Source organism: Anaerofustis sp. LCP19S3_F7 (assembly GCF_052119445.1).
GTDB lineage: Bacteria > Bacillota > Clostridia > Eubacteriales > Anaerofustaceae > Anaerofustis > Anaerofustis butyriciformans.
In genome coordinates this window covers 69,117-95,811 of record NZ_JBQKFF010000002.1, presented here as the reverse complement: position 1 = coordinate 95,811, position 26,695 = coordinate 69,117, and the positions used below count along the sequence as shown (strand labels likewise).

Genomic DNA, 26,695 nt, shown 5'->3' with positions numbered 1-26,695 from the left:
AGGGGATATAATTATGGCAATTACAACTAAACTTATTAAAGAACTTAGAGAAAAAACAGGCGTTGGTATGATGGACTGCAAAAAAGCACTTGTTGAAACAGACGGTGATATCGAAAAAGCCATCGTAAACTTAAGAGAAAAAGGTCTTGCTGCTGCAAGCAAAAAAGCAGGAAGAATCGCTGCTGAAGGTGCTGTAAAAGTAGTAGTTAAAGACGATAAAGTTGCTGGTATCGTTGAAGTAAACTCAGAAACAGACTTCGTTGCTAAAAACGAAGACTTCCAAAACTTTGTTGAAGATGTTGCTGAACAAGTTATATTAAGCGATGCTAAAGATTTAGATGCTTTCTTAGCTGAATCATGGGCAAAAGAAGCAGGAAAAACTGTAAAAGAAGCTTTAAATGAAAAAATCGCAGTTATTGGTGAAAACTTAAACATCAGAAGATTTGAAAAAATCGTAAGTAACGGATGCGTTGCTGCTTACATTCACGGAAACGGAAAAATCGGTGCTGTTGTAGAAGCTGACTGTGATGAAGTAAACGATGCTGTTAAAACTTGTCTTAGAAATGTTGCTATGCAAGTTGCAGCTATGAATCCTAAATATGTTTCAAGAGAAGAAGTTCCAAGCGACTATATTGAATCAGAAAAAGAAATTTTACTTCATCAAGCAAAAACAGAACATCCTGAAAAACCTGACAATATCATTGAAAAAATGATTACAGGACGTTTAAACAAAGAACTTAAAGAAGTTTGTCTTCTTGATCAAGCATATGTTCAAGATCCTGATTTAACAGTTGAAAAATACATCGCTCAAGCTGGTGCAAACATTAAAATCAACAAAATCGTTCGTTTTGAAACAGGCGAAGGTCTTGAAAAGAAAGAAGAAAACTTTGCTGAAGAAATTCAAAAACAATTAGGTGAATAATTAACATTTAAAAGAACACAATTAATTCAGTTGTGTTCTTTTTTTATTGTTTTATTTAAGTAAATATTGTATTATATATAAAGAAAAAGATAAATGATAGATAGGAGTATTTTATGGAACCTAAATACAAAAGAATTATATTGAAAGTAAGCGGCGAAGCTCTTGCCGGAGATAAGAGATTTGGTTTAAACACATCTGTTATAAATAAAATAAGCGAACATATAAAAAAATGCCATGACATGGGAGTTGAAATTGCCATAGTTGTTGGAGGCGGAAACTTCTGGAGAGGAAGAACAGGAGAAGGCATGGACAGAGCAACTGCTGATTATATCGGTATGCTTGCAACTGTAATGAATGCATTAGCTCTTCAAGACAGTCTTGAACAATTAGATCTACAAGTAAGAGTTCAAAGCGCAATAGAAATGAGACAAATATCTGAAAGTTATATAAGAAGAAGAGCAATAAGACATTTAGAAAAAGGAAGAATAGTAATCTTTGCATCAGGAACAGGTAACCCATTCTTCTCAACAGATACAGCAGCATCTCTAAGAGCTGCAGAAATAGAAGCTGAAGCTATTTTATCTGCAAAGAACATAGATGGTGTTTACAATAAAGACCCTAATTTATATGATGATGCAATAAAATATGACGAACTAACTTATCTTGACATTTTAGATCAAGGATTAAAAGTTATTGACTCAACAGCAGCATCACTTTGTATGGACAATGATATTCCATTACTTATATTTGCAATAGATCCACCTGAAAATATCGAAAAAGTAGTATGTGGAGAAAAAATCGGTACAATAATAAAATAAAGGAGAAAAAAAATGAGTAACGAAATAAAAGCCCAAACAAAAGAAAAAATGACTAAAGCAGTTGAAAATTTACAAGCAAACTTAAATGCATTAAGAGCAGGAAGAGCAAATCCTGCAATGTTAGATAGAATTGTAGTTGACTACTATGGAAGTCCAACACCAGTAAATCAAATGGCAAGCATTTCTGCTCCTGAACCAAGAACTTTAACAGTTCAACCTTGGGATCAATCTGCCTTAAAATTAATTGAAAAAGCAATCATGAATTCTGATTTAGGTTTAAATCCTTCAAATGATGGAAAAGTTATAAGACTTTCTATTCCTCAATTAACAGAAGAAAGAAGAAAAGAACTTTGTAAACTTGCTCAAAAAGAAGGAGAAAATGCAAAAGTTGCAGTAAGAAATATCAGAAGAAATGCTATACATGATTTAAAAGCAGCTCAAAAAAATGGTGAAATAACAGAAGACGGATTAAAAGACTTTGAAGATGAAATCCAAAAATTAACAGATGAATATGTTAAAGAAATTGACGAAAAAATTAAAACAAAAGAAAAAGAAATTACAACAATATAATTAATTATTTATTTAAGGGAAACATAAAATGGATAATTTTGAATTAGATAAAAATAATATGCCTACCCACCTTGCCATTATTATGGATGGCAATGGTAGGTGGGCAAAACAACAAGGTAAAATTAGAAGTTTTGGTCATAAATTTGGTGCCAAAACCGTAAAAGATATAATAAAAGAAGTAAATAATCTAAATATAAAACATCTTACTTTATATGCATTCTCTACGGAAAACTGGAAAAGACCAAAAGATGAAATTAATACTATTATGAACCTTGTTATCGAGTATCTAAATAAAGAAACCGATGATTTAGTTAAGGAAAATGTTAAAATGGACTTCATAGGGGATATTGAATCTCTACCTGAGAAAACATTAAACAGCATGAAAGACACAATTGAAAGAACAAAAAATGGTACGGGACTTCATGTCCATATTGCCCTTAACTACGGTGGAAGAAAAGAAATAGTAAATGCTACAAAGGAAATAATAGAAGAGGGAATCAACGCTGAAGATATTACAGAAGAATTATTCAGCAAATATTTATATAATAACGAAAATACAGACATTGATTTATTAATAAGAACAGGCGGAGATATCAGAATAAGTAACTTCCTATTATGGCAGATTGCATATAGTGAGTTATATTTTTGTGATGTACTTTGGCCTAATTTTAATGTAGAAGAATTACATAAAGCCATTTACTCTTTCCAACATAAAGAAAGAAGATTTGGAGGATTGGTGAAATAAATTGACAAAAAGAATAATAAGTGCCGCTGCATTAATATTATTACTAATTATTGCGTTAATAATAGGAAATAAAGCTTTTTTAGCTTTAGGGTTTATTGTAAATGCAATAGCATTATATGAATATATCAATGTAGTTGACAATAACGGAAAACATTTAGAATTATCAAAAATAATATATATTTTGCTTGGAACGATAATGATGTTCTTTGCAACTATTATGCCAGCATTATTGGTTCCTGTTCTACCTATTATTGTAATACTTATTACAATCAATAATATACTAAATAAAAAATACCATTCAGAAACTACGATTTACTCTGTTTTCGGAATAATATATATATCGCTAATACTTTCATTTATGGTTATAATGATTAACTATCTACCAAACAACCAAGGATTAGCGCTTATTACTTTCGGAATTTTAATTGCAGTTGCCACAGATTCTTTTGCTTATCTTTTCGGAGTTAAATTTGGCAAACATAAACTTTGTCCTGCTATAAGCCCCAAAAAAAGTATAGAAGGAAGTTTTTATGGATTATTATTTGGTATTATAGCAGGTATAATATTATATTTCATTTATACAAAATATAATATTCTTGATCTTTTTTTAATAGACTTTATAATAATGGCAATAATAGATAGTATACTTTGTCAATTTGGTGATTTAACTGCATCAATGATAAAAAGAACTTTCGGTGTTAAAGATTATGGCAAATTAATTCCGGGACATGGTGGAATACTTGATAGAATTGACGGAATGCTTTTTTCACTTGCTGGAACGTTCTTTTATGTATATATTGTTATAAATATACTTACTTTTTAGGAGACGATTAATTTGAGCATAGTATTATCAATTATTTGCACCCTGATTATATTTGGGGTATTAATAACAACTCATGAATTCGGTCACTTTATTGTGGCAAAAAAATGTGGTGTCATCGTAGAAGAATTTTCTATTGGGATGGGACCACTTCTTTTTAAAAGAAAAGGAAAAGATGAAACGCTTTATTCTTTAAGACTTTTCCCTGTTGGCGGGTACTGCAAAATGTATGGAGAAGATGAAGATGAAAATGAGCTTGGAGAAGGTTCATTAAATTCTATTTCACCTTTTAAACGTATTTTAGTTTTAGCTGCAGGTGCTTTTATGAATTTAATAACAGCAATCATAATTTTAATGATTGTATATGCTATGGCAGGCACAGAACCTACAACAACAATATCAAACGTACTTGAAAATTCTCCTGCATATACTTCTGGACTTAAAGCAGGAGATACTATTATAAAAATAGAAGATACAAATATAAATAGTTGGGAAGATCTTTCAAATGAAATCACATCATCAAATGGTAAAAAAATAAATGTAACTTATAAAACATCTGATAACCAGACAAAACAAACTACAATGACTCCAACTTTAGATAAGTCAACTAATTCATATAAAATAGGAATTACTCCTGAATATTCAAGAAGTTTTATAGGAACAATTACAAATGCTTTTAAAGCATTCTTTACTTATATTTATTTAACATTTGAAGCTATTATAAGTTTAATTAGAGGAGCTATAGGAATTAACCAATTATCAGGTCCTATAGGAGTTGCAACAATTGTAAATCAGGCAATGAGTATGGGTAGCATAATTGTGTTAAACATTACAGCACTTCTAGCAATAAACATTGGTATATTTAACTTACTTCCTATACCAGCCCTAGATGGAAGCAGAATACTATTTTGTATTATAGAAATGATAAAAGGATCCCCTATAAACCGTGAAAAAGAAGGCACTATTCATTTTATCGGATTTATACTTTTAATGGGACTTGCGGTATTTGTAGCTGTACAGGATGTAATAAAACTTTTTTAGGAGAGTTATAAAATGAAAAAAACTAATGTAGTAAAAATTGGAAATAAAATTATAGGCGGAGGAAATCCTGTATTAATTCAATCTATGTTAAAACTTCCTCCTACAGACTATAAAAGCATTATAAAAGAAATAAATGACCTTGAAATGCTTGGGTGTGACATAATCAGAGGAACTATTCCAAATATGGAAGCAGCAGAGGTTATTCCAGAAATAATAAAAAATACAAATATACCTTTTGTTGCAGATATACATTTTGATTATAAAGTTGCAATTGCAGCAATCAAAAATGGCGTACATAAGGTTAGAATTAATCCAGGCAATATTGGAGGCAAAGAAAAAGTAAGAGAAGTTGTTAAATGCTTAAAAGACTATGATATCCCTGTTAGAATCGGTGTCAACTCAGGTAGTCTTGAAAAAGATTTACTTGAAAAATATAAGCATCCTACAGCTGAAGCTTTAGTGGAAAGTGCTTATAGAAGCATATCTTACTTTAATGAATTTGATTATGATAATATTGTATTGTCAATTAAATCAAGTGATGTAACAACAACAATAGATGCTAACAGATTATTTAGTGAAAAATACAACTATCCGCTTCATCTTGGTGTTACGGAAGCAGGTGCTGAGCTTACTGGTATAGTAAGATCCAGCATTGGACTTGGAACACTTCTAAAAGAAGGTATAGGAGATACTATTCGTGTTTCTCTTACAGGTAAAAGTTCAGATGAAGTAATTGTAGGAAAAGAAATTTTAACTAGTCTTGGTTTAATGGAAGAAGGGGTAAGAATTGTATCCTGCCCTACTTGTGGAAGATGTAAAACAGATACATTGGCAATAGTAAAAGAGATAAAGGAAAAAACAATGCACATTAAAAAGCCTATTACAGTAGCTGTTATGGGTTGTGCCGTTAATGGCCCTGGAGAAGCAAAAGAAGCTGATATGGGGGTTGCATGCGGTAACGGTAATGCTGTTTTCTTTGAAAAAGGAAAACAAGTTACAAGCATAAAAACTAATGAAATTGCATCTTTCATCTTAGAAAGGATTGAAGAAAGAATAAAATAATGAAACTTACAGCAGAAATTCATTGCCACACAGTATACTCTCATGGAAGTGGTACTATAGAAGATAATGTATTAGCGGCAAAAGAAAAAGGAATAAAAAAAATTATAATAAGCGAACATGGTCCTGGACATATGGTTGCAAAGCACAATACAAATGAAACCTATAGGAAAATGAAAAATGAAATTATTTCATTGAGAGAAAAATATCCTGACATGGAAATCATAATGGGACTTGAAGCAAATATAATTTCAACAAAAGGCGAATTAGATGTTGATGATGAACTACTAAACATTGTAGAAGTTTTATACTGTGGAATCCATTTAATGTCTATACCAAAAAATTTAAGTGCACTATTTAACCTTCAATTAATGAATACTTTATATTGTAAGTTTGGTATTTTTAAAAAAAGACAAACTAAAATTAATACAAATGCAATAATAAATGCAATGAGAAAATATCCTCTTAAAATGATAACTCATCCTGATACAAGAGGTCCTGTTGATATAATTAAAATTGCAAAAGAAGCACAGAAGCATAACATAATGCTTGAAATAAATGATACACAAAGTAAATTAAATTCCGAAGATATTAAGTTAATTGAAAAAGAAGGAATTAACGTTATGTATGCAGTAGGAAGTGATGCACATTCAAAAAATGACATTGGAAAATGGAATAATGCAAAAAAAATTATCGAACAAAGCAATATAAGTTTAGAAAAAATATGGAATGTGGAGTAAAAAATGGAAGAAGAAATAATAATCAGAGAATTTAAAAAAGATGATATAGAAGATATGATTGACATTTGGAATGAAATTGTATCACAAGCCAATGCTTTTCCTCAAATTGATTGTTTAAATGAAGAAGACGGATTTGAATTTTTTAAAAGTCATAGTTTTACTGCTGTTATAACTATTAATGATAGCATTGTTGGGCTTTATATATTACACCCAAATAATATAGGAAGATGTGCCCATATTGCAAATGCAAGCTATGCAGTAGATAAAAATATGAGAGGAAAACATATAGGAAAAAAACTTGTAGAACATTCTCTTTTAAAAGCAAAAGAACTTAATTTTAAAATACTTCAATTTAACGCCGTTGTAAAATCAAACAAAGCAGCCATTCATTTATATGAAGAACTTGGATTTAAGAAACTAGGTACAATCCCAAATGGATATTTAAAAAAAGACAATTCTTATGAAGATATTATTTCTTATATATACGAACTATAAAAAAAGACACCAAATGGTGTCTTTTTTATAATCTAATTAAAATATTATAAATAATAAGTGCTAAACCCACTATCCAACAATAAATTGAGAAATAATAAAGTTTTCCTTTCTTAACAATGCTGTTAAGTAAAACAATAGAAAAATAACCAATAACAGCCGCACATAAGAAACCTACTATAAGTGGAACAAAAGAAGTTGAAGCTCCTATTGCTAAAATATCTTTAATTTTTAAAAGTAAAGATCCAAGTACGGCAGGTATAGACATTAAGAAAGAAAACTCAACAGCTTCTTCTTTTTTAAGACCTGAAAGAAGTCCTCCTACAATAGTAGAACCAGATCTTGAAATACCAGGAGTAATTGCAAACATTTGGAATATACCAATTATAAAAGATTTCTTTGGACCTAACGCCTCTATATGTTTGCTATTATTCTTTCCAAGAGCATCTCCAAGAACAAGTAAAACACCTGTAATCATAAGAGTTATTCCAACAATAACAAGTGAACCAAATTTTTCACTTATAAAATCTTCAAATAACACACCTACTATACCAGCAGGAACTGATGCACATAAAATATATACTATGTATCTTCTGTATTTACTTTTATCAAGCATTGGACCTTTCAATGTAATAATATCTGCAAGCATTAAGAAGAATTCTTTAAACATATTCCATATTGATCCATAATATGCTATAACAACAGCAAGCAAAGTCCCTAAATGAAGTACAATAGTAAATTCTAAACTACCTTCCCCTATTCCCATAAAATTTTGTAAAATTACCAAATGTCCGGAACTACTTACAGGTAAAAACTCTGTAAGCCCTTGAACTATACCTAAAATTATGGCTTGAATTGTAGTCATAATATCCTCCGTTATATATCTATTTATATGCTTTAAAAGCGAAGTTAACACCCCGCTTTTAAATTTTTATTCTTCTGTTTTTTTATCTTCGTTTTTATTTTCGTCAATCTTTTTTTCTTCTTTTTTAGGTTTTGGAAGTAATGCTTTTCTTGATAAATTGATTCTTCCTTGTTTATCTATTTCGATAACCTTAACATTAACTTCATCACCTACATTAAGAATATCTGTTACTTTATTAACTCTTTCATGAGCTAATTTTGAAATATGAACAAGTCCTTCTTTTCCACCAGGAATTTCAACAAAAGCACCAAAGTCCATAATTCTTACTACTTTACCTACATAAGTATCGCCTTCTTGAACTTCTCTTGTAATGTCTTCAATCATTTGAACAGCTTTTTTAGCTGCATCTAATTCAACAGCACCTACATAAGTTTGTCCATCTTCAAGAATATCAATTTTAACACCAGTTGCATCTATGATCTTGTTAATCATTTTACCGCTTGGTCCAATTACATCTTTAATTTTATCTTCGTCTATTTTAAGTGTTAAAATCTTAGGAGCATATTTGCTTACTTCTTCTCTTGGAGTTTCAATAGCAGTACTCATTTTATCTAATATGTGATATCTACCTTTTTTAGCTCTTGCTAAAGCTTCAGTTAAAATAGCTTTATCAATACCTTTGATTTTGATATCCATTTGAATAGCTGTGATACCTTTTCTTGTACCGGCAACTTTAAAGTCCATGTCTCCGTAGAAGTCTTCTACACCTTGAATATCAGAAAGAACAGATACTTTACTTTCTTCTTTTATAAGTCCCATAGCAATTCCGGCAACAGGAGCTTTAATTGGAACACCTGCATCCATTAATGAAAGAGTAGAACCACAAACACTTGCTTGTGATGTTGAACCGTTTGAAGCAAGAACTTCAGATACAACTCTTATTGTATATGGAAATTTATCTTGTGAAGGAATTACAGGAAGTAATGCTCTTTCAGCTAAAGCACCATGTCCAATTTCTCTTCTTCCAGGACCTCTCATTGGACCTGTTTCCCCAACTGAATATGATGGGAAATTATAGTGGTGCATATATTTCTTACTTGTTTCTTCTCCGATACCGTCAATAATTTGTTCATCACTGATAGCACCAAGAGTAGCCATAGACATAACTTGAGTTTGTCCTCTTGTGAAAAGCCCTGAGCCATGAGCTCTTCTTACTTTTCCTACTTCACAAGTAATTGGTCTTATTTCATCAACCTTTCTACCGTCAGGTCTGATTCCTTCGTTAGTAATCATATCCCTTACTATTTGTTTTAAAATCTTAGTAAAGATTTCATTAAAGTCAAGCTCATTATCAGGATACTTTTCTAAATATTTATCAAGGATTTCTGCTTTTACTTCTTCAACTCTGTCTTCTCTTGCTTGTTTTTCATGAATATTATAAGCTTCTCTAAATCCTTTTTTAGCTTCTTCATAAATTTTTTCTTTAATTTCTTCACTTGGTCTGTAGTAAGGAAGATCAGCCTTTTCTTTTCCTACTTCTTTGATGATTTCTTCTTGGAACTTAATAATTTCTTTAATATGTTCATGAGCTCCCATTATTGCATCAATCATAGTTTCTTCGCTTACTTCGTTTGCACCAGCTTCAACCATTAAAACAGCTTCGCTTGTGCCTGCTACAGTTAAGTTTAAATCGCTTTTTGCTCTTTGTTCACTTGTTGGATTATAAACAAGTTCATCATCTATTAAACCAACTTGAACAGCCCCTACAGGACCGTCAAAAGGAATATCAGAAATTCCAAGAGCAAGAGATGCACCAAGAATACTTGTTATTTCAGGTGAATTATCTTGTTCAACACCCATAACTGTTGCAACTACTTGAACTTCGTTTCTAAATCCTTTGTCAAATAATGGTCTAAGAGGTCTATCGATAAGTCTGCAAGTAAGAGTTGCTTTTTCGCTGGCTTTACCTTCTCTTTTTAAGAATCCACCAGGAATTTTACCTACAGAATACATTTTTTCTTCATAATATACACTTAATGGGAAAAAGTCTATTCCCTCTTTTGCTTCCTTAGCCATACATGCATTTACAAGTACTTGTGTATCTCCATAAGAAATAAATACACTGCCATTTGCCATTTGGGCAAGTTCGCCAACTTCAACGCTTAATTCTCTGCCAAGGAAATCAGTTGTAAACACTTTCTTCATTTAAAATCTTTCCTCCACATATCATAAAAAAAGGCGAAAAAATCCGCCTTTTTAATGCTAAATTATTTTCTTAAGTTAAGTTCTTTAACTAATTCTCTGTATTTTTCAATATCTTTTTTAGCAACATAATCTAAAAGTCTTCTTCTTTTACCTACCATCATAAGAAGACCTCTTCTTGAATGATGATCTTTAGGATTCTTTTTGAAATGTTCATTTAAAGTATTGATTCTGCTTGTTAAAATAGCGATTTGGATTTCAGGAGAACCTGTATCCTTATCATGTTTTTGAAATTTGCTTATTACTTCTTGTTTTTTTTCTTTTGTTATTGACATTTATCTGTCTCCTTTATATTAATTTTATTCGCCTATAACCTAGCTTAAAGTCGGAGATTCCATAAACTAAGCCTAAGGTACATAGCTTAAAAATTATATCATAAATGAAAATCATTGTAAAGCATTTTAAATGCATTAATAAAACAATTTTCATCAAGTTTTTTTATAAAAAATTAGGCATTAAATATTATATATGATATACTTAACAAAAACTATAATTTATATAAATTTTTGGAGAAAAAAATGGATAAAATTAAAATAGAAATAATAAATAAATCAAAATATCCCCTACCGGAATATGCAACAAGTGGAAGCGCAGGAGTAGACTTATATGCAAATATTGATGAAGATATTACGGTAAACATGGGGGAAATTAAACTTATACCTACAGGAATATTTATAAAACTTCCTTTGGGATACGAGGCACAAATAAGAGCAAGAAGCGGACTTAGTTTAAAACATGGTGTAACTTTAGTAAACGGAATAGGTACTATTGATTCTGATTACAGAGGAGAAATAGGAATAATACTTACAACATTAAAAAACGAACCATTTACAATAACTCCGGGAATGAAAATAGCTCAAATGATCATTGCAAAACATGAAATTGCAGAATTTGTTGAGGTAGAAAAACTTGACGATACAAAAAGAGGGGCTGGAGGATTCGGCCACAGCGGAATATAAAAAAGAAAGCATATTGCTTTCTTTTTATTTTTCAGCTGCTTCTATTGTGAAATAAATATAAGATGAACTATACTCATCATAATCTTCCTTAGTTTCTGTAAAGTAATTTATATCAACATTTTCATTAACGCTATAATTTATTTTTTCGTAATACGAACCTTCCATAAATTTATCACAAAATTCTTTAGGTAGTTCATACTCTTCAAGAAGTTCATTAGACAATGCTTTTACATTTGCATCATTTAACATTACATTTAATTTTAAAATATCTAATTTAGCTTTTTCTAAATTTTCTTCTTTGCTTTTATTTATATCAATATCAATACTGTAAGTTATCTCTTCTATTAATCCTTCATTATTTACACTTACATTTATATTTGAATTATACTCTTCATCATAATCATATAAATATCCCGCAACATCATATCCATGAGAATTATATTTTTCAAACGGATCATCAATTCTTACATTCACGCAATCTGTTTCAAATGAACGTTGTAATGCATATACAGATTTTGATGCAATCAGAGCTTGATTATTTGCATTATTTGCGCAAAAAATAAAATGAGGAATATATGTAGCTATCAACAAAATAATCGGAATAAATATTATTGATAAAACGTATTTTCTTGCTTTAGGAATTTCAACATCAAAAACTCTTGCGACTGTTTTTGCATTAGAACTTAATTCATTTGTCATTGAAGCAACCATTGCAACACTACCTATGGCAGAAGCAACATCTAAAGCATCAGAAGCATTTTTTAAACTCTGATTATCAGACATATCAAGTAAAGTTGAAACTCCTCTTGCACCTAAAAGAGCGCTTATACCTTTTGAATAATCTTTATTTGATAATCTAACATCTGCATACTCTACAATTTTAGTCCACTTTTCTTTTCTCATCCCAAGCTTTGTGCATAAAAAACAATAAATAAAAAGTATCAAATAAACCAATACAATACCAATATACACCCAAATACCTATAGTATAAACTGTAGTAGAATTAAAAACCAAATCTCCAAGCATGTTTAAAATTAACCAAAGAATTCCAATTGTTAAACAAACAATTAAAAATGTTAATGAAAGACTTGGATAAAGGCAGTATTTTTTTACCAATTTTTTTTGTTCTTCATCTAACATTCCCCTCACATCCTTTCATACTTTATCATAATTTAATTATATATATAAATGCAAACAATTTCAAGAAAGTAAAATATACATAAAACTATATATTTACATAAACTTTCATTAATATTCCATAGATATTTTCATATACTTAAAAGAGGTGAAACATATGAATTTGTCTGATTTAAAAGATAGAATAATTGTAAATATAAATAACGGTGAAAAAATGGGGGTTTTAGGCAATTGCGACTTGAAAATTAATGAAAAAGAAGGTAAAATAGAAGCAGTATTAATTCCACAAGGAAAGGTCAGAACCTTCTTTTCAGGTGAAGTACAATACCGTGCAATAGCTTGGGAAAACATTGTAAAAATTGGAATGGATACAATAATGGTAGATATAAAAAATTAAGTATACAGAGGTTTAAAACATGAAAATTATTGTGCAAAAATATGGTGGAACAAGTGTAAATACAGCAAAATCAAGAAGTATGATTATAAAAAACATGATCGATGCAATCGATGATGGACTTAAACCTATTATTGTAGTTTCGGCTATGGGAAGAAAACCTGAACCATACGCCACAGATTCTCTTTTAAGTTTACTTCCCGATACAAAAAATGCTAACTTAAGAAACAAAGATTTACTTGCAAGCTGCGGTGAAATTATTACAACAGTTGTTGTAAGTGAAGAAATAAGAGCAAAAGGAATAAACGCAAGAGCTCTTACAGGTGGACAAGCTGGTATTGTTACAAACGAAAATTATGGTGATGGAAAAATAGTAAAAATAGATACAAGCAGATTATTAGAACTTCTAAATCAAGATATCGTTCCTGTTGTTGCAGGATTCCAAGGAATGAGCAAAAACGGACAAATCCTAACTCTTGGAAGAGGCGGAAGTGATATTACAGCAACAGCGCTTGGTGCAGCTTTAAATGCTGAACTTGTTGAAATTTATACAGATGTTGACGGTGTAATGACAGCAGACCCAAGAGTTGTTGAAAATGCAGAATTAATTGAAACAGTAGACTACGATGAAGTATTCCAACTTGCAGAATATGGTGCAAAGGTTATTCACCCAAGAGCAGTAGAATATGCAATGAAAGCAGATGTTCCTATTGCAATTTTAAATACACAAAAAGGAAGATATTACGGAGGAACAAGAATCGAAGATACTCCTCAAGATATTTTCAGCGACAAACATTTCTCTGCTGTTACTCAAATTGACGGATGCAGCCAAGTTGATATTAAGTTTACAGATATTAAGAAAGAAGACAAACTATTCGATGTTCTTGCAGAACAAGAAGTTTCTATTGACATGATAAACATTTTCCCTGACAGAAAAACATTTATCATTGATACAGAAAAACAACATATTGTTGATAGAGTAATGAGCAAATTAGGTCTTGAATATACAATCACAGAAGGATTTACAAAAATAACAATTATGGGAAGAATGAAAGGTGTTCCTGGAGTTGTTGCAAAAATAATTGCAGCTTTATATTCAAACAATATCTTTGTTCATCAATCTTCTGACTCAAGTACAACAGTATCAGTACTTGTTGATACAAAACAAGCAAAAGATGCGGTTAACGTATTACATACAAATCTTATTAAATAGTAAAAAAGAACGGTTAACCGTTCTTTTTTTATTTTATACAAAATAAAACACATATTTTTTTCATTAACAGACAAAAATAAAATAGAGCAAAACTCCTTCTTATATTATTATTTTTGAAAGGATAGAAAATGAAAAAAATAAATAATGAAATAGAATTTGATATGTCTCATGAAGAAAATTTTGATGAGGAAACCATAAACAAGTTAAAAGAGCTTGGACAAACAAATGACTTTTATTCAAGCGGAATACAAACAATAACAATAATTGGAGAAATAGAAGGACATGTTGAAGCTTCTTCTCCTAAAAAATCAACAAAATACGAACATATTATTCCAATGATTATGGACGTTGAAGAAAAAGACGAAATAAAAGGTGTTCTTCTTATTTTAAATACTATGGGAGGAGATGTGGAAGCGGGGCTTGCAATTTCAGAATTAATTTCTGGAATGAGCAAACCATGTGTGACATTAGTGCTTGGAGGAAGTCACAGTATTGGTGTTCCATTAGCCGTAAGCGGCAACTATTCTTTTATTACTCCTTCGGCAACCATGATGATACACCCTATCAGAACTACAGGACTTGTAATAGGAGTTTTACAAAGTTTTTTATATTTCCAAAAAACGCAGGAAAGAATAACAGATTTTGTAATTGAACATTCGAATGTAGATAAAGATGTTTTTACAAAAATAATGTTAAATACAGATGAACTGGTAAACGATATGGGCTCTGTTTTGGTAGGTGACGATGCCGTTAAAATAGGACTTATAGATGAAGTAGGCTCTCTTAAAGATGCAAGAAATAAACTGCTTGAATTAATCAAAGAATATGAGCATACGGGAAAAAATAAAAAAAGCAAGGAAAAATAAATCCTTGCTTTATTTTCTTTTATTAATAGATCCCTTTATTTTACCAACCATATATACGTATGCTTCAAGTTTTAATACATGACATCCTAAAACATAAATACATACACCTAATAATATTTGAATTAATAACAAAATGATATTATTTACGCTTAAAACAAGACTTATACCATATACAATAACGCACATTAATATTGACACCAATAAATATGGGAAAATATCTCGCCATTGTTCTTTTATTGAATAATTAATAAGCTTTTTATTTGGGAATCCATTTACAACTGTTGCAAGCAATGAAAATACGATTTCACTTCCAACAATTGCATACACACCAAATGGGAAACTAAGTCCTATTAAGCATAAGCCCATACTTCTCTTTATAACTTCAAGCTTTAAAGAAACATCACTTCTTCCTATTGCATTAATAGCTTGTAAATTTGCAGAATGCATAGGATAAAAAGCATAGGCTATACAAACTAGCCTCATGAAAGGAACAGCAGGAAGCCATTTTTCCGTAAATAAAATTACTATTAAAGGTTTAGCAACGGCAACAAGACCAAACATAACAGGAAAAATAACAAAACAGTTTATAGACATTGTTCTTCTAAGCATTTTCTTAAGTTCATCTACCCTATCCTGCTTTGTTGAAAGAACAGGCAACATTACTGATGAAATTGCACCTGTAAGACCGTTCATTAAACTTGAACCAAGCATATCCCCTCTATTATAATATCCAAGAGTTTTTGAATTAAAAGCCTTACCTATAATTAAAGTTCTAATATTTGTATAAACTGTACTTACAAGTGAAGAACAAACAAGTTTCCAACTAAATGAAAATAAAGTCTTTACCCTTTTCGCAGAAAAAACAAGTTTTGGTCTCCATTTTACACTAAACCATAATACAACAGTTAAAACAAAATTATTAACTATTGTTGATATTGCAAGAGCCCATATTCCTGCTCCCGCATATGCAAGAGCTACACCTGAAATCCCGGCAGAAATACATCCAAGCAAACTTGCCCTGAAGTTTTTTCTAAACTCAAGGTTTCTTGCCATAATTGCTTGCTGAACCGTATTAAAGGCTCCAAATACAAGTATTATTCCTTCCGCTCTAAGAAGTTTACTAAGTACATCAATATTATAGTAAGCAGCAACAAGAGGAGAAATAAAACACAAAACTACATATAAAACTATTGAAGCAGTGATACTGAAATAAAATATAGAAGAACTATCAACTTCATCTATTTCCGCTTTTTGAATTAAAGCCGTTCCAAAACCGCTTTGAACAAATATTGTAGCAATGTTTATAAATACCGTAATAATAGCCACTGCAGCAAAATCTTCCGGAAAAAGTTTTCTTGCGAGAAGAATTTGAATAATTAAATTAATGGCTTGTACACTGATACGCTCCATAAATTTCCATATTAAATTTATCACAACATTCCCTGAAGATATTTTTTGACTCATATTACTCCCCAATTTACTTTATACATTGTTTTAACTAAATATCTAAATATTTCTTTTTATTAAATAAGTACCCTATTATAAAATAATAAAATAATGAAACTGAACTTATATAAGGATAATATACAGAAGATAAAACCATTGTTATCTCACAGCTTATTAACATACCACCTAAAAATAAATATTTTTCATCTAAATATCTTTCTTTTATCCCCTTAAAAAGAATTCTAAATAGATAATATGCAAACATTATATTTAAGATAATAAAACTTATTCCTACTATTATACCCCCGCTATGGGCAATTTGTAAATATGTATTATGTGCATTTGCTTCTATATATCCACCTTGATATAATACCTTAAGTTTATCTGCATTATGACCTGTAATATTTAGGTCATTTAAATATGTTTTCCATATTTCAGCTCTTCCGGAAGATAGTGAATCACTGTTCCCTATTCCCTTTTTACCTCTCTCAGCAGCTCCAACAAGCTGATTATTTAAACTTGTAATTTCGTTATAACTACTTTGAGGATCAAACACAACTTTAAAAGATGAACCAAAGATATTTTCTTCCGTTTTTAAAATAAATCCATTTACATATGTAAAGCAAACAAACATTATTACTGTACCTAAAACAGCAGAAACGATAATCTTTAATATTCTCATTATTATATTTTTAAGTGTATATCTTTTATTTATAAACAAATAAATTAAATATACCATAAAAGAAAATCCCAAACATAGATATGTTGTTCTGGATTTAGTAAATATAGCAAATGCAAATATACTTCCTATTAAAATCATATTGATTATTTTATCTTTTTTATCTTCTTGTATTTCATATAAATAAAGCAAAGACGCAAACATCACAGAAACAAAAGCACCTAGTCCATTTGGATTAGCTAAAAAAGATGCATATTGTCCATCTGACAATGGTGAAATGATAATAGAAATAATTATCATTAAAATATAGCTGTACTTTGCTCCTTTAGAAAACAAAACTAAAAATTCATTATAATCTTTTTTTGCGTTAAAAATTATATAAAAAATAGGAAATAAAAACAAAAGTATCAATGCAAGCAAAATAAAAGCAACAACTTTATGTAAAATTGCAGACATTAGAAAACAAATACCAACAATATAGTATAAAATCATTACTGTTTTATTAAATTCAATTTTATCTATTTTTGGTGTACTTAAACATATTATTACAAACGTAATAAGTACCCCTATAAATGCTGCTATTGATGTACTGCCTTTATATACTCCCGATGTAGAAAGCATCATATTGACAAATAATAAGAAAAAGCTAAAAATAAGTATTTTAGCTTTATTCTCATTTGATACTCTTTGATTCCAATTACTTATTTTATTAATAACGTTAATTAAAAGGTTACTCATCATTTTTCTCCAACATATTAACTATATAATTTTAACCAATCTTCTTTTACTGCTTGCCATGAATATTTATCATATAAAAGATGAACTTTATCGGCATTATTTATATCTACTTTTTTATCAATAATATTATTTATATATTCCCCTATCTGTTCATAAGAGTTATATGTTAAATAATCTATTCCAACATTATCAAATTCTTTATACATTATCCAAGATGGATTTATAAGAATACTTCCTCCATATACACATTCTTGTATTGATGCAGAAAATGCATCACTTTCCTGTGCATGAACAAAAATATCAGTAGCAAGCCTCAACATTGCTGATTTTAATTTATCTAAGAAATCATCTATTACAACAAATTCAACATCTATTTTATTTAATTCATCTAAAATTTCTTGTCGATATTCCTCACTTGAAAGCCCATAGCTTAATTGAACTACCAAACTTATTTTATCTAATATTTCTTTATTTAATTTACCAATCTCTTTTATAACATCTATATGATGCTGTCTTTTATTTCCATTATATCCTATTGCAACACTTATCTTATCTTTATTTATTCCAAAAAATTCTTTACATTCTTCTTTCGTTTTTTCCTTCTTAACTTGATTTATAACATCATAAATTGATATACCAAATTTAGCACGTTGAATTTTACTGTTATAAATATCACCAAATACGTCATGGAAATATTTATCCATTCTATCAGAAGAATAAGATATGTACTTAGCTTTTTCAAGACAAGGTATGGCATTTTCTAACTGTTCCTTGCTTTTTGATAATAAATCAGATCCCCAGTATGTACATATTAAGTTCTTACCATATTTTATTATTTTCTTACTTAAGAATTTAATCATAAAATTACTTGGTACAGAATGAATATGAATAACATCAAACATTCCTCTTTTAAACTCTTTTTTTACTTTTTTTCTCATATTAACAAGAGTTCTGATTTTGGGGATAAAGTCAATTAAAAAGGTTCCTTTATCAGTATTTAAAATTTGAACAGAACTATTTGAATAAAAATACTTAAATTCCTTATTTGTCACTGGTTTTGATACGATGAAAATATCATTTTCCTCATTTAAAAGTACATATTGCACATATTCTTTAATCCAAAAAGAATTTGCATTTCCTACTAATAAAATTTTCATTTATTTCCTGCCACTGAAAAATTCTTTGATTTTATCTGCAACAAAATCAATATCTTCATCTTTTAAATAAGGATGCATTGGAATTGATAAAACACGATCGCAAAGCATATTTGTGTTTTCAAAATCTTCACCTTTATAATCTAAATAATCAAATGCTTTTTGTTCATGCATTGGTTTTGGATAATATATCATCGTAGGAATACCATTGTCTTTTAAGAAAGCTTGAAGACCTTCTCTTATTTCTCTACTTTCCAAAGTAAGAGTATATTGAGCATAACTTGAATAAAACCCATCTTTTATTACAGGAGTTTTAACAATATCTTTTAATGCTTTTGTATATTTTTTTGAGGCATCATTAACATCTTTTAATTCATAATCTTTAAATGCTCTAAGTTTTATTTTTAAAATTGCGGCCTGGATTGTATCTAATCTTGAATTAACACCAATTCTTACGTTATCGTATTTCATAGAACCTTTTCCATGTACTCTGTAAGATTTTAAAAGTTCACAAATATTATCATCGTTAGTAAATACAGCTCCGCCATCTCCATAACAACCAAGAGGTTTTGCAGGGAAGAAAGAAGTTGTACTTATATCTCCAAAACTGCATGCTTTTTTACCATCTTGTTCACCACCAAAGCCTTGTGCTCCATCTTCAAGGATAAATAAACCGTATTTATCAGCTATTTTTCTTATTTCTTTATAATCTGCAGGAAGTCCAAATAAATCAACCGCAACAATAACTTTAGGAGTTAGTTTTCCCTCTTCCTTAATTTTTAAAATAGCTTTCTCAAGTTTTTTAGGACAAATATTAAAGCTGTCTTTATCTACATCTACAAATATAGGAGTAGCACCTATATGTGATACGACTTCACCTGAAGCAAAGAAAGTAAAATCAGGAACAAAAACAGCATCTCCCTTACCAATATTCCAAGACATTAAAGCAAGAGAAAGAGCATCTGTACCATTTGCACAAGTTACACAATGTTTAACACCTACATATTCTGCAAGTTCTTTTTCAAGTTCTTCAACTTGTTTTCCACTTATAAAATTGCAGTTTAACATTACTTCTTCACATGCTTTGTCTATATCATCTTTTAATACTTTGTACTGGGTTTTTAAATCTCTAAATTCCATATCTATCCTCACTATTTCAATATATCTAAATATAAATTATATAAAACTTTTTCATCTACACTCCAATTAAAATGTTCTTTAATTGCTTTTCTTCCGTTCTCACCCATTTGTTTTGAAATATCAGGATTCTCACTTAAATACTTTATTGCATTTGCGATTTCCTCACTGTTACTTGAATCAACAACTAAACCAAATTTATATTCTTCCATTACTTCTCTTGCGTATGGATAATCATTACTTATAACAGGAAGCCCCATAGACATAAATTCATATATCTTGGTAGATAAATTTGAAAGAACAGAATACTGCCCAATATTTAAAAGAACATTTGCGCCAATTGTAGATTCTTCATACATATTCAATACTTCATCTCTATTTAAATATCCTCTAAAGTCTACACATTTATATTCTTCCTTTTGCTTTAATTCTTCACCATATGAAGCAGGAACAAAATTTCCTCCAAGAATTAATTTAGCACCGGCTTTATAGCTACCTTCTATTAATTTTGTTATTCCTCTGTTTACATTAAGCCCTCCGGCATAACATACAACAGGTTTAGAATAATCTTTATCTTTTTCATTGTATTTATCATATAATTCTTCAAGTATAGGAGTATTATTTATATAAACACACCTTTTACTTCTTCCTTCAAAAGGATGCTTTCCAAACATTGGACAAGGAAAGATAACAGCATCTATTTTTTTCGTTACTTTACTTTCATAACTTTTAAATACTTTTGAAATAAATCCTCTTAAAATCTTTGGAATATAATACTTTTCCTTTATTTGTTCACTGTAATTTTCATGACTGTCAAAAATTACCTTCTTACCTTTTTTCTTTAATTTTAAACCGTAAGGAAGAAGCTCAGGATCATGAAAATGATATATATCAGCATCTACTTCAAGAGCTTTTTTATAAATATCCTTAGCTGTAAAAAGCATTCTTGATATTCTGCCTCTATTTATTTCACCTATTCCTACAATATTTACATTTTTACTTTGATAACTTTCACCTTTTGCAACCAGATACACATCGTATTCTTCTTTTTTTGCCAAAGAAACACATTCTTTTTCAAAAATTCTAATATCAGTAGGTTTATGTGCGCTGGTCATATGACAAACCTTAATCATCATTACTCCTTACAAGACCATTACTTTCTTTTTTATACTCTCTTCCACAACTGCATGTCAAATCTTCATTTAGCACATTTCCACATTCACATACATATCCAATTTGTCTTGCAGGAACACCTGCATAAAGAGCATGGTCTGGCACATCTTTTGTTACAACAGCACCGGATGCAATCATTGCCCATTTACCGATTTTATTTCCACAAACGATTGTCGCATTTGCACCTATACTACAGCCTGTATCAAGTAATGTTTTTTTATAACCGCTCGGTCCTTTTGGATATTTTGCTCTTGGTGTTAAATCATTTGTAAAAACCATTGAAGGGCCGCAAAAAACATAATCTTTAAGTTCTACACCTTCGTATATTGATACATTGTTTTGAACTTTACAACCATTACCTATTTTTACGTTATTTGATACATTAACATTTTGACCGAAAGAACAGTTTTCACCTATTCTTGCACCCTTTTGAATATGGCAAAAATGCCATATCTTGGTATTTTTACCAATTATGACATCTTCATCTATATAGCTGGATTCATGAACGAAATATTCACTCATTAAAATTCACCTTTCATATCAGTACTTGCAAAATCATCTAAAGGAAGTTTTACGGCTTTACCTTCTTTTTGTGATTTATATATACTTAAAACAAGTTCAAGAGCATTTCTTCCTGCAACTGCATCAACATAAGGTTTTCTATCTTGTTCAATTGCTTCTATAACATCTCTGAATAGAGATGTATGCCCGTTTCCGTAAACATTACTTGTTTGCTCTTCAAGACCTTTATTTTTATTGTCTTCATCTGTTTCATCTGCAAAATCCCAAACATCAATATTGTTTGTAGATTTTCCGCCAAGTTTAACAGTTCCTTTTTCTCCGAATAAATATAAAGTTTCTTCAAGGTTTTTAGGATATACGTTTGTTGTTCCTTCTATTGTTCCAACTGCACCGTTTTTAAATTTCACTACAGCCATTCCAACATCTTCGGCTTCAAGATAGTCATGAAATTGTTGTTTTGTAACTCCATAAACTTCTTCGATTTCATCTCCCATCATCCATCTAAGTAAATCAATTCCATGAATGCATTGATTCATTAATGCTCCACCGTCTTCTTTCCATGTTCCTCTCCACGGTGCTTGTTCATAATAATTTTTATTTCTATTCCATCTAACATGAATTGAACCATGAGAAAGTTTACCGAATCTTCCGCTTTCAAGGGCCTTTCTCATTTCTTGAACGGCAATATTAAATCTGTTTTGATGACAAGCAGATACTTTTACACCTTTTTCTTCTGATCTTTTTATTATTTCATCAGCATCTTTAATGCTCATCGCCATAGGTTTTTCAATTATTACGTTTATTCCTTTATCTATTAAATATAAAGCTATTTCAGCATGAGAACCGCTTTCTGTTGCAATACTAACAAGCTCAGGCTTAACTTCTTCAACCATAACCTTATAATCATTGTATCTTTTTATACTTTTATCATTTTGCAAATCATGTTTTGAAAGAACCTCTTCCATTCTTTCATCTAAAATATCGCAAACAGCAGCAATTTCCAATTTATTGTTTACGGCTGCTTTTATATGATTTGTTGATATTCTTCCACAACCAATTAATGCATATTTCATTTTCATTCTCCTAATTATAAAACTTCAATATTATCTCTGTTTTCAATTTCTTTCATGGCATTTTTTGTATCAAAAATTGCCTTAGCATTTTTACTTACCATTTCATAATCAACATTGCTATGAGATGCAGTTATTACTATTAAATCATATGAAGAAATAATTTCTCCGTCAATTTTTTCAATACCTTTTTTTACTTTTCCTTCGTGTTTGTATTCACTTATATATGGATCATAAAACTCAGTATTAGCACCGTTTTGTTCAAGTATTTCAATTACATCTATTGCTGGAGATTCTCTGTAATCGTCAATGTCTTGTTTATAAGCAACCCCAAGAACAAGTACATTTGATTTGCTTAAAGCTTTTCCATGTTTATTTAATATTTTCATTGCTCTTTCTACACAGTATTCGGGCATTTTATCATTAATCATCATTGAACTTTCAATCATTGATGTATGGAAACCATATTCTCTTGCTTTCCATGATAAATAATATGGATCAAGAGGAATACAATGTCCACCAAGACCTGGACCTGGATAAAAAGCTTGGAAACCATATGGTTTTGTTTTTGCAGCATCAACTACTTCCCATAAGCTTATTCCCATTTCATGACAAAGCATTGCAAGTTCGTTTACCAAACCGATATTAATGTTTCTATATGTATTTTCAAGAATCTTTTCCATTTCTGCAACTGCAGGAGATGAAACTGTATAAATATCACCTTCTAAAACTGAACTATACATTTTTGCAATTACTTCTGTTGCATCTTCACCTATTGCTCCAACAACTTTAGGTGTATTCTTTGTTTTATATATTAAGTTACCTGGGTCAACTCTTTCAGGAGAAAATCCTAAATAAAAATCTTCTCCGCATTTTAGTCCAGAACCTTCTTCCAAAATTGGTTTAATAAGCTCTTCTGTTGTACCAGGATAAGTTGTTGATTCCAATACAACCATTGTACCTTTTGTTAAATATTTTGCTATTTCTATGCTTGAATTCTTTACATAAGAAATATCAGGCTGTTGATGTTTATCAAGAGGTGTTGGAACACAAATAGCGATAAAATCAACATCTTTTACAAAACTAAAATCAGTTGTTGCAGATAACATCTTAGATTCAACAAGCTCTTTTAAATCGCTGTCAACAACATCTCCAATATAGTTTTTTGCTTCATTTACCATTTGTACTTTGCTTGCTTGAACGTCAAAACCTATTGTTTTATATCCTGCTTTTGCCTTTTCAACTGCAAGAGGAAGACCTACATATCCAAGACCTACAACACCTACAACTATTTCTCTGTTTTCAATTTTCTTTAAAAGTTCATTTTTCATACGTTTCACCCTACTTTACTTAATAATATAATTTATCACATCAATTAATTTATCGGTTAATTTATCAAAGCTAAACTCAATGCTTGCATTTTTCGCATTTTCACAAAGTTCATTATAATTTTCTTTATCTAAAACAATTTTTTCTATATCATCACAGTACTGTTTTAAATCAGAATACTTCTTACATATTCCTACTTTATTATCTTCTATTAAATTAAAATCTCCAAGATTATAATTTGCACATATAGGTTTACCGCTTGCCATGTATTCAAACAGTTTATTCCAACTTACGCCATAAGCACCGATATTACCGGAAATACCGCTTATTAAATTAAGATTACTTTTTGAAAGAATAAATGGAATATATTTCTTTTCTACTCTTCCTTTAAATACAACATTATCAAGTCTTAATTTTAAAGCTAGTTGTTCAAGAGGTTCTTTCCTTGGACCGTCGCCATAAATTATGAATTTAATATTGTTTATTCCCTTTTCTTTATAGATATCTGCCATTGACAATATTTCATCAACATTGTTTACATCCCTGATTGAACCTGCATATACGATTTTAAATATTTCATCATTTTCTAAATCCTCATCATCTAACTGATAAGTTTGTTTATTATATTCAAATTCTTCAAGGTCAACACCGTTATTTATATAAAATATTTTACTTAGAGGAATATCTGCTATCCAGTTTCTGTCAATAATATATTTTTCTCCACCCGGAATTGTAAAAAGTACTGCATCGGATTTTTTATAAATCCATTTTTCACCCTTATAAAGAACCTTTGCAATAAAACTATTTCTATTTATTATACCATATTCTACAAGACTTTCGGGCCAAAGATCTCTTATTTCACTTATACATGGTATATTAAATTTTTTCTTTAATTTAATTCCCGCAACAAGTGCAAGAGGATGAACAGATGAAGCATATATTACATCAGGATTTCCTTCTTTTTTTATATATTCACTTACAACTTTTTTTACATTTTTGTAATAAGAGTACATGTTTTTTATTCTTGAAACACCGTTACCTTTATATATAGATGTATCTACAAAAATGTAAGGAACATTATCCATACCTTTTTTTTCAATATATTGTTTACCATCAAGATCAACAACTTCATCGCTGTTATGAACTGTACTGGCACAAAATATCTTTACTTCATGTCCTTTTTTTATTAAGTATTTTGCAAAACTTTGATGTCTGCCAAGTCCGTCAAAATACATATTTGTAGCATAATGATTTAAAATCCAAATCTTCATTTATTACTCCATACACTTGTTTAATTTTTTCACAGGACTGCCTATGTAAATTCCCTCTTCTTTTATATCTTTAACTACGACACCGCCTACACCAACTGTAACATCTTCGCATATTGTAATATTGTTTTTTACACTGCTTCCTACACCAATCCAGCTTCTTTTACCTATTTTAACAGTTCCTCCCATATGAACTCCGGGAGAAAGATGAGCAAAATCATCAATTTTGCTGTCATGGTCTATTGAAACTGACGTATTAACAATAACATGATCTGATATTAAACTACCGCTGTTTATTACTGCTCCTGCCATAACTACACAACCCTCACCTATCTTTACATCTTCAGCGATTATACTTTTCGGATGAATAAATGATGTATAGTTAAGTTTATATTCACTTACTATTTTTTCTCTTACTTTATTATTTCCAATTGCAATAATAAACTTTGTATCTTTAGGAAATTGAATACAATCTTTAACTTTTCCCTTTACTTCTACATTTAGAATTTTTGTTCCTATGTTTAAATTATCATCTAGAACAGCTATTTCATCATCTTTATAACCGTTTTTCTTTATAATGTCAATAACAACCTTAGCATGTCCACCGCCGCCTATTACAACAACTTTATACATTATATAACCTCTTCAGCTTCTCTTGAACCTTTAAATTCTTCCATTGTCACACAAGTGCCACTACTTATTCCTTCTCTATCAAAAACCTTTTTAATGGTTTTAAAGAATATCATTAAATCCACCATAAAAGAAGAATTATTTACATAAAATATATCAAGTTCAAACTTTTCTTCCCAGCTTATCGCATTTCTTCCATTAACCTGTGCATAACCTGTAAGCCCTGGTCTTACATCATGCCTGTGAGATTGTCTTTCACTATATAAAGGAAGATATTTTACTAAAAGAGGTCTTGGTCCTACAATACTCATATCTCCTTTTAATATATTAAACATTTCCGGAAGTTCATCAAGACTTGATGATCTAAGGAATTTACCGAATTTTGCAAGTCTAACTTCATCAGGAAGAAGCTCTCCGTTTTCATCAGTCTCATTTGTCATAGTTCTAAATTTATACATTTTAAAAATTTTACCATTTAGCCCTGGTCTTTCCTGTTTAAATAAAATGGGAGAACCTAATTTTGTTCTTACCATAATGGAAACAATCAATAAAACAGGACTTAAAATAATTATCCCGATTAAAGACAGTAAAAAATCTATAATTCTTTTTATGTACTTGTCGTAAAAGGTTCTTTTTCTAATCATAA

General features: G+C 30.0%; 28 protein-coding genes. 13 read left to right on the top strand and 15 right to left on the bottom strand.

Annotation, left to right across the window (positions count from 1 at the left end; all coding sequences use genetic code 11):
* The first annotated feature begins 13 nt into the window (after nucleotides 1-13).
* From tsf to ACTQYZ_RS03845, 9 genes are all read left to right on the top strand, one after another.
* On the top strand, nucleotides 14-922 hold the full coding sequence (gene tsf, locus ACTQYZ_RS03885; RefSeq protein ID WP_441022845.1) for a translation elongation factor Ts: 909 nt from the start codon (nucleotides 14-16) through the stop codon (nucleotides 920-922).
* A 113-nt stretch (nucleotides 923-1,035) separates the two neighbouring features.
* Nucleotides 1,036-1,740 (top strand): UMP kinase, encoded by a 705-nt coding sequence (pyrH, locus tag ACTQYZ_RS03880; RefSeq protein ID WP_329383985.1) that lies wholly within the window; start codon nucleotides 1,036-1,038, stop codon nucleotides 1,738-1,740.
* 12 nt (nucleotides 1,741-1,752) lie between these two features.
* Nucleotides 1,753-2,310 carry a ribosome recycling factor gene (gene frr, locus ACTQYZ_RS03875; protein ID WP_441022842.1) on the top strand — a complete coding sequence of 186 codons (558 nt, stop codon included), beginning with the start codon at nucleotides 1,753-1,755 and terminating at the stop codon, nucleotides 2,308-2,310.
* 28 nt (nucleotides 2,311-2,338) lie between these two features.
* Nucleotides 2,339-3,055: an isoprenyl transferase gene (locus ACTQYZ_RS03870; RefSeq protein WP_441022840.1), complete on the top strand. Its 717-nt coding sequence runs from the start codon at nucleotides 2,339-2,341 to the stop codon at nucleotides 3,053-3,055.
* Between the two features lies 1 nt (nucleotide 3,056).
* On the top strand, nucleotides 3,057-3,878 hold the full coding sequence (locus tag ACTQYZ_RS03865; protein WP_441022838.1) for a phosphatidate cytidylyltransferase: 822 nt from the start codon (nucleotides 3,057-3,059) through the stop codon (nucleotides 3,876-3,878).
* A 12-nt stretch (nucleotides 3,879-3,890) separates the two neighbouring features.
* On the top strand, nucleotides 3,891-4,916 hold the full coding sequence (gene rseP, locus ACTQYZ_RS03860; protein WP_441416060.1) for an RIP metalloprotease RseP: 1,026 nt from the start codon (nucleotides 3,891-3,893) through the stop codon (nucleotides 4,914-4,916).
* Between the two features lie 12 nt (nucleotides 4,917-4,928).
* Nucleotides 4,929-5,978 (top strand): flavodoxin-dependent (E)-4-hydroxy-3-methylbut-2-enyl-diphosphate synthase, encoded by a 1,050-nt coding sequence (ispG, locus tag ACTQYZ_RS03855; RefSeq protein ID WP_441022834.1) that lies wholly within the window; start codon nucleotides 4,929-4,931, stop codon nucleotides 5,976-5,978.
* Entirely contained in the window at nucleotides 5,978-6,715 is a 738-nt protein-coding gene (locus tag ACTQYZ_RS03850; RefSeq protein ID WP_441416059.1) for a PHP domain-containing protein, read from the top strand. The genes ispG and ACTQYZ_RS03850 overlap by 1 nt, the downstream gene beginning before the upstream one ends.
* Before the next feature lie 3 nt (nucleotides 6,716-6,718).
* Nucleotides 6,719-7,210, top strand: a complete 492-nt coding sequence (locus ACTQYZ_RS03845) for an N-acetyltransferase family protein (RefSeq protein WP_441022830.1) — start codon at nucleotides 6,719-6,721, stop codon at nucleotides 7,208-7,210.
* A gap of 25 nt (nucleotides 7,211-7,235) precedes the next feature.
* Here the strand turns inward: ACTQYZ_RS03845 and uppP are convergent, their stop codons facing one another.
* The 3 genes from uppP to rpsO form a co-directional block, all read right to left on the bottom strand.
* Nucleotides 7,236-8,072, bottom strand: a complete 837-nt coding sequence (uppP, locus tag ACTQYZ_RS03840; RefSeq protein WP_441022828.1) for an undecaprenyl-diphosphatase UppP — start codon at nucleotides 8,070-8,072, stop codon at nucleotides 7,236-7,238.
* Nucleotides 8,073-8,138: 66 nt separating this feature from the next.
* The gene (locus tag ACTQYZ_RS03835; protein ID WP_441022826.1) at nucleotides 8,139-10,277 is read right to left on the bottom strand and encodes a polyribonucleotide nucleotidyltransferase; all 2,139 of its coding nucleotides are present in this window, start codon (nucleotides 10,275-10,277) and stop codon (nucleotides 8,139-8,141) included.
* A gap of 62 nt (nucleotides 10,278-10,339) precedes the next feature.
* Entirely contained in the window at nucleotides 10,340-10,603 is a 264-nt protein-coding gene (gene rpsO / locus ACTQYZ_RS03830; RefSeq protein ID WP_253230045.1) for a 30S ribosomal protein S15, read from the bottom strand.
* Between the two features lie 249 nt (nucleotides 10,604-10,852).
* Here rpsO and dut point away from each other — a divergent pair, with 249 nt between their 5' ends.
* Entirely contained in the window at nucleotides 10,853-11,293 is a 441-nt protein-coding gene (gene dut / locus ACTQYZ_RS03825) for a dUTP diphosphatase (RefSeq protein ID WP_207669788.1), read from the top strand.
* Nucleotides 11,294-11,317: 24 nt separating this feature from the next.
* Here the strand turns inward: dut and ACTQYZ_RS03820 are convergent, their stop codons facing one another.
* On the bottom strand, nucleotides 11,318-12,433 hold the full coding sequence (locus tag ACTQYZ_RS03820) for a hypothetical protein (RefSeq protein ID WP_441416058.1): 1,116 nt from the start codon (nucleotides 12,431-12,433) through the stop codon (nucleotides 11,318-11,320).
* A 154-nt stretch (nucleotides 12,434-12,587) separates the two neighbouring features.
* On the opposite strand from ACTQYZ_RS03820, the gene ACTQYZ_RS03815 reads away from it, so the two are divergent.
* From ACTQYZ_RS03815 to ACTQYZ_RS03805, 3 genes are all read left to right on the top strand, one after another.
* Nucleotides 12,588-12,827 carry a YlmC/YmxH family sporulation protein gene (locus tag ACTQYZ_RS03815; protein ID WP_138268691.1) on the top strand — a complete coding sequence of 80 codons (240 nt, stop codon included), beginning with the start codon at nucleotides 12,588-12,590 and terminating at the stop codon, nucleotides 12,825-12,827.
* Between the two features lie 19 nt (nucleotides 12,828-12,846).
* Nucleotides 12,847-14,037 carry an aspartate kinase gene (dapG, locus tag ACTQYZ_RS03810; RefSeq protein ID WP_441022822.1) on the top strand — a complete coding sequence of 397 codons (1,191 nt, stop codon included), beginning with the start codon at nucleotides 12,847-12,849 and terminating at the stop codon, nucleotides 14,035-14,037.
* A 161-nt stretch (nucleotides 14,038-14,198) separates the two neighbouring features.
* On the top strand, nucleotides 14,199-14,903 hold the full coding sequence (locus tag ACTQYZ_RS03805; RefSeq protein WP_441416113.1) for a ClpP family protease: 705 nt from the start codon (nucleotides 14,199-14,201) through the stop codon (nucleotides 14,901-14,903).
* A gap of 9 nt (nucleotides 14,904-14,912) precedes the next feature.
* Here ACTQYZ_RS03805 and ACTQYZ_RS03800 read toward each other — a convergent pair whose 3' ends face one another.
* From ACTQYZ_RS03800 to ACTQYZ_RS03750, 11 genes are read right to left on the bottom strand one after another with little or no spacing between them, the layout of a single operon-like run.
* A complete protein-coding gene (locus tag ACTQYZ_RS03800) occupies nucleotides 14,913-16,367 on the bottom strand; it encodes a lipopolysaccharide biosynthesis protein (protein WP_441416057.1) in 1,455 nt (484 codons plus the stop codon).
* A gap of 34 nt (nucleotides 16,368-16,401) precedes the next feature.
* A complete protein-coding gene (locus ACTQYZ_RS03795) occupies nucleotides 16,402-17,766 on the bottom strand; it encodes an O-antigen ligase family protein (protein ID WP_441416056.1) in 1,365 nt (454 codons plus the stop codon).
* Nucleotides 17,767-17,783: 17 nt separating this feature from the next.
* Entirely contained in the window at nucleotides 17,784-18,923 is a 1,140-nt protein-coding gene (locus ACTQYZ_RS03790) for a glycosyltransferase (RefSeq protein WP_441416055.1), read from the bottom strand.
* Nucleotides 18,924-20,060: a DegT/DnrJ/EryC1/StrS family aminotransferase gene (locus ACTQYZ_RS03785; RefSeq protein ID WP_441022814.1), complete on the bottom strand. Its 1,137-nt coding sequence runs from the start codon at nucleotides 20,058-20,060 to the stop codon at nucleotides 18,924-18,926.
* 11 nt (nucleotides 20,061-20,071) lie between these two features.
* Nucleotides 20,072-21,190 carry a glycosyltransferase gene (locus ACTQYZ_RS03780; RefSeq protein ID WP_441022812.1) on the bottom strand — a complete coding sequence of 373 codons (1,119 nt, stop codon included), beginning with the start codon at nucleotides 21,188-21,190 and terminating at the stop codon, nucleotides 20,072-20,074.
* Nucleotides 21,183-21,752 carry an acyltransferase gene (locus ACTQYZ_RS03775; RefSeq protein WP_441022810.1) on the bottom strand — a complete coding sequence of 190 codons (570 nt, stop codon included), beginning with the start codon at nucleotides 21,750-21,752 and terminating at the stop codon, nucleotides 21,183-21,185. The genes ACTQYZ_RS03780 and ACTQYZ_RS03775 overlap by 8 nt, the downstream gene beginning before the upstream one ends.
* Entirely contained in the window at nucleotides 21,752-22,825 is a 1,074-nt protein-coding gene (locus ACTQYZ_RS03770; protein WP_441022808.1) for a Gfo/Idh/MocA family protein, read from the bottom strand. Before ACTQYZ_RS03770 ends, ACTQYZ_RS03775 begins: the two co-directional genes overlap by 1 nt.
* 14 nt (nucleotides 22,826-22,839) lie before the next feature.
* Nucleotides 22,840-24,153, bottom strand: a complete 1,314-nt coding sequence (locus ACTQYZ_RS03765; RefSeq protein WP_329383918.1) for a nucleotide sugar dehydrogenase — start codon at nucleotides 24,151-24,153, stop codon at nucleotides 22,840-22,842.
* 15 nt (nucleotides 24,154-24,168) lie between these two features.
* Nucleotides 24,169-25,422: a glycosyltransferase family 4 protein gene (locus tag ACTQYZ_RS03760; protein WP_441022806.1), complete on the bottom strand. Its 1,254-nt coding sequence runs from the start codon at nucleotides 25,420-25,422 to the stop codon at nucleotides 24,169-24,171.
* Nucleotides 25,423-25,425: 3 nt separating this feature from the next.
* On the bottom strand, nucleotides 25,426-26,052 hold the full coding sequence (locus ACTQYZ_RS03755; RefSeq protein ID WP_441022804.1) for an acetyltransferase: 627 nt from the start codon (nucleotides 26,050-26,052) through the stop codon (nucleotides 25,426-25,428).
* Nucleotides 26,052-26,693 (bottom strand): sugar transferase, encoded by a 642-nt coding sequence (locus tag ACTQYZ_RS03750; protein ID WP_441022802.1) that lies wholly within the window; start codon nucleotides 26,691-26,693, stop codon nucleotides 26,052-26,054. Before ACTQYZ_RS03750 ends, ACTQYZ_RS03755 begins: the two co-directional genes overlap by 1 nt.
* Between the last annotated feature and the right edge of the window lie 2 nt (nucleotides 26,694-26,695).

Excerpts from the sequence above, each read along its gene's own strand:
- tsf (WP_441022845.1), top strand. The coding sequence starts at position 14 with ATGGCAATTACAACTAAACTTATTAAAGAACTTAGAGAAAAAACAGGC.
- pyrH (WP_329383985.1), top strand. The coding sequence starts at position 1,036 with ATGGAACCTAAATACAAAAGAATTATATTGAAAGTAAGCGGCGAAGCT.
- frr (WP_441022842.1), top strand. The coding sequence starts at position 1,753 with ATGAGTAACGAAATAAAAGCCCAAACAAAAGAAAAAATGACTAAAGCA.
- ACTQYZ_RS03870 (WP_441022840.1), top strand. The coding sequence starts at position 2,339 with ATGGATAATTTTGAATTAGATAAAAATAATATGCCTACCCACCTTGCC.
- ispG (WP_441022834.1), top strand. The coding sequence starts at position 4,929 with ATGAAAAAAACTAATGTAGTAAAAATTGGAAATAAAATTATAGGCGGA.
- ACTQYZ_RS03850 (WP_441416059.1), top strand. The coding sequence starts at position 5,978 with ATGAAACTTACAGCAGAAATTCATTGCCACACAGTATACTCTCATGGA.
- ACTQYZ_RS03845 (WP_441022830.1), top strand. The coding sequence starts at position 6,719 with ATGGAAGAAGAAATAATAATCAGAGAATTTAAAAAAGATGATATAGAA.
- uppP (WP_441022828.1), bottom strand. The coding sequence starts at position 8,072 with ATGACTACAATTCAAGCCATAATTTTAGGTATAGTTCAAGGGCTTACA.
- ACTQYZ_RS03835 (WP_441022826.1), bottom strand. The coding sequence starts at position 10,277 with ATGAAGAAAGTGTTTACAACTGATTTCCTTGGCAGAGAATTAAGCGTT.
- dut (WP_207669788.1), top strand. The coding sequence starts at position 10,853 with ATGGATAAAATTAAAATAGAAATAATAAATAAATCAAAATATCCCCTA.
- ACTQYZ_RS03820 (WP_441416058.1), bottom strand. The coding sequence starts at position 12,433 with ATGTTAGATGAAGAACAAAAAAAATTGGTAAAAAAATACTGCCTTTAT.
- ACTQYZ_RS03815 (WP_138268691.1), top strand. The coding sequence starts at position 12,588 with ATGAATTTGTCTGATTTAAAAGATAGAATAATTGTAAATATAAATAAC.
- dapG (WP_441022822.1), top strand. The coding sequence starts at position 12,847 with ATGAAAATTATTGTGCAAAAATATGGTGGAACAAGTGTAAATACAGCA.
- ACTQYZ_RS03805 (WP_441416113.1), top strand. The coding sequence starts at position 14,199 with ATGTCTCATGAAGAAAATTTTGATGAGGAAACCATAAACAAGTTAAAA.
- ACTQYZ_RS03800 (WP_441416057.1), bottom strand. The coding sequence starts at position 16,367 with ATGAGTCAAAAAATATCTTCAGGGAATGTTGTGATAAATTTAATATGG.
- ACTQYZ_RS03795 (WP_441416056.1), bottom strand. The coding sequence starts at position 17,766 with ATGAGTAACCTTTTAATTAACGTTATTAATAAAATAAGTAATTGGAAT.
- ACTQYZ_RS03790 (WP_441416055.1), bottom strand. The coding sequence starts at position 18,923 with ATGAAAATTTTATTAGTAGGAAATGCAAATTCTTTTTGGATTAAAGAA.
- ACTQYZ_RS03785 (WP_441022814.1), bottom strand. The coding sequence starts at position 20,060 with ATGGAATTTAGAGATTTAAAAACCCAGTACAAAGTATTAAAAGATGAT.
- ACTQYZ_RS03780 (WP_441022812.1), bottom strand. The coding sequence starts at position 21,190 with ATGATTAAGGTTTGTCATATGACCAGCGCACATAAACCTACTGATATT.
- ACTQYZ_RS03775 (WP_441022810.1), bottom strand. The coding sequence starts at position 21,752 with ATGAGTGAATATTTCGTTCATGAATCCAGCTATATAGATGAAGATGTC.
- ACTQYZ_RS03770 (WP_441022808.1), bottom strand. The coding sequence starts at position 22,825 with ATGAAATATGCATTAATTGGTTGTGGAAGAATATCAACAAATCATATA.
- ACTQYZ_RS03765 (WP_329383918.1), bottom strand. The coding sequence starts at position 24,153 with ATGAAAAATGAACTTTTAAAGAAAATTGAAAACAGAGAAATAGTTGTA.
- ACTQYZ_RS03760 (WP_441022806.1), bottom strand. The coding sequence starts at position 25,422 with ATGAAGATTTGGATTTTAAATCATTATGCTACAAATATGTATTTTGAC.
- ACTQYZ_RS03755 (WP_441022804.1), bottom strand. The coding sequence starts at position 26,052 with ATGTATAAAGTTGTTGTAATAGGCGGCGGTGGACATGCTAAGGTTGTT.
- ACTQYZ_RS03750 (WP_441022802.1), bottom strand. The coding sequence starts at position 26,693 with ATGATTAGAAAAAGAACCTTTTACGACAAGTACATAAAAAGAATTATA.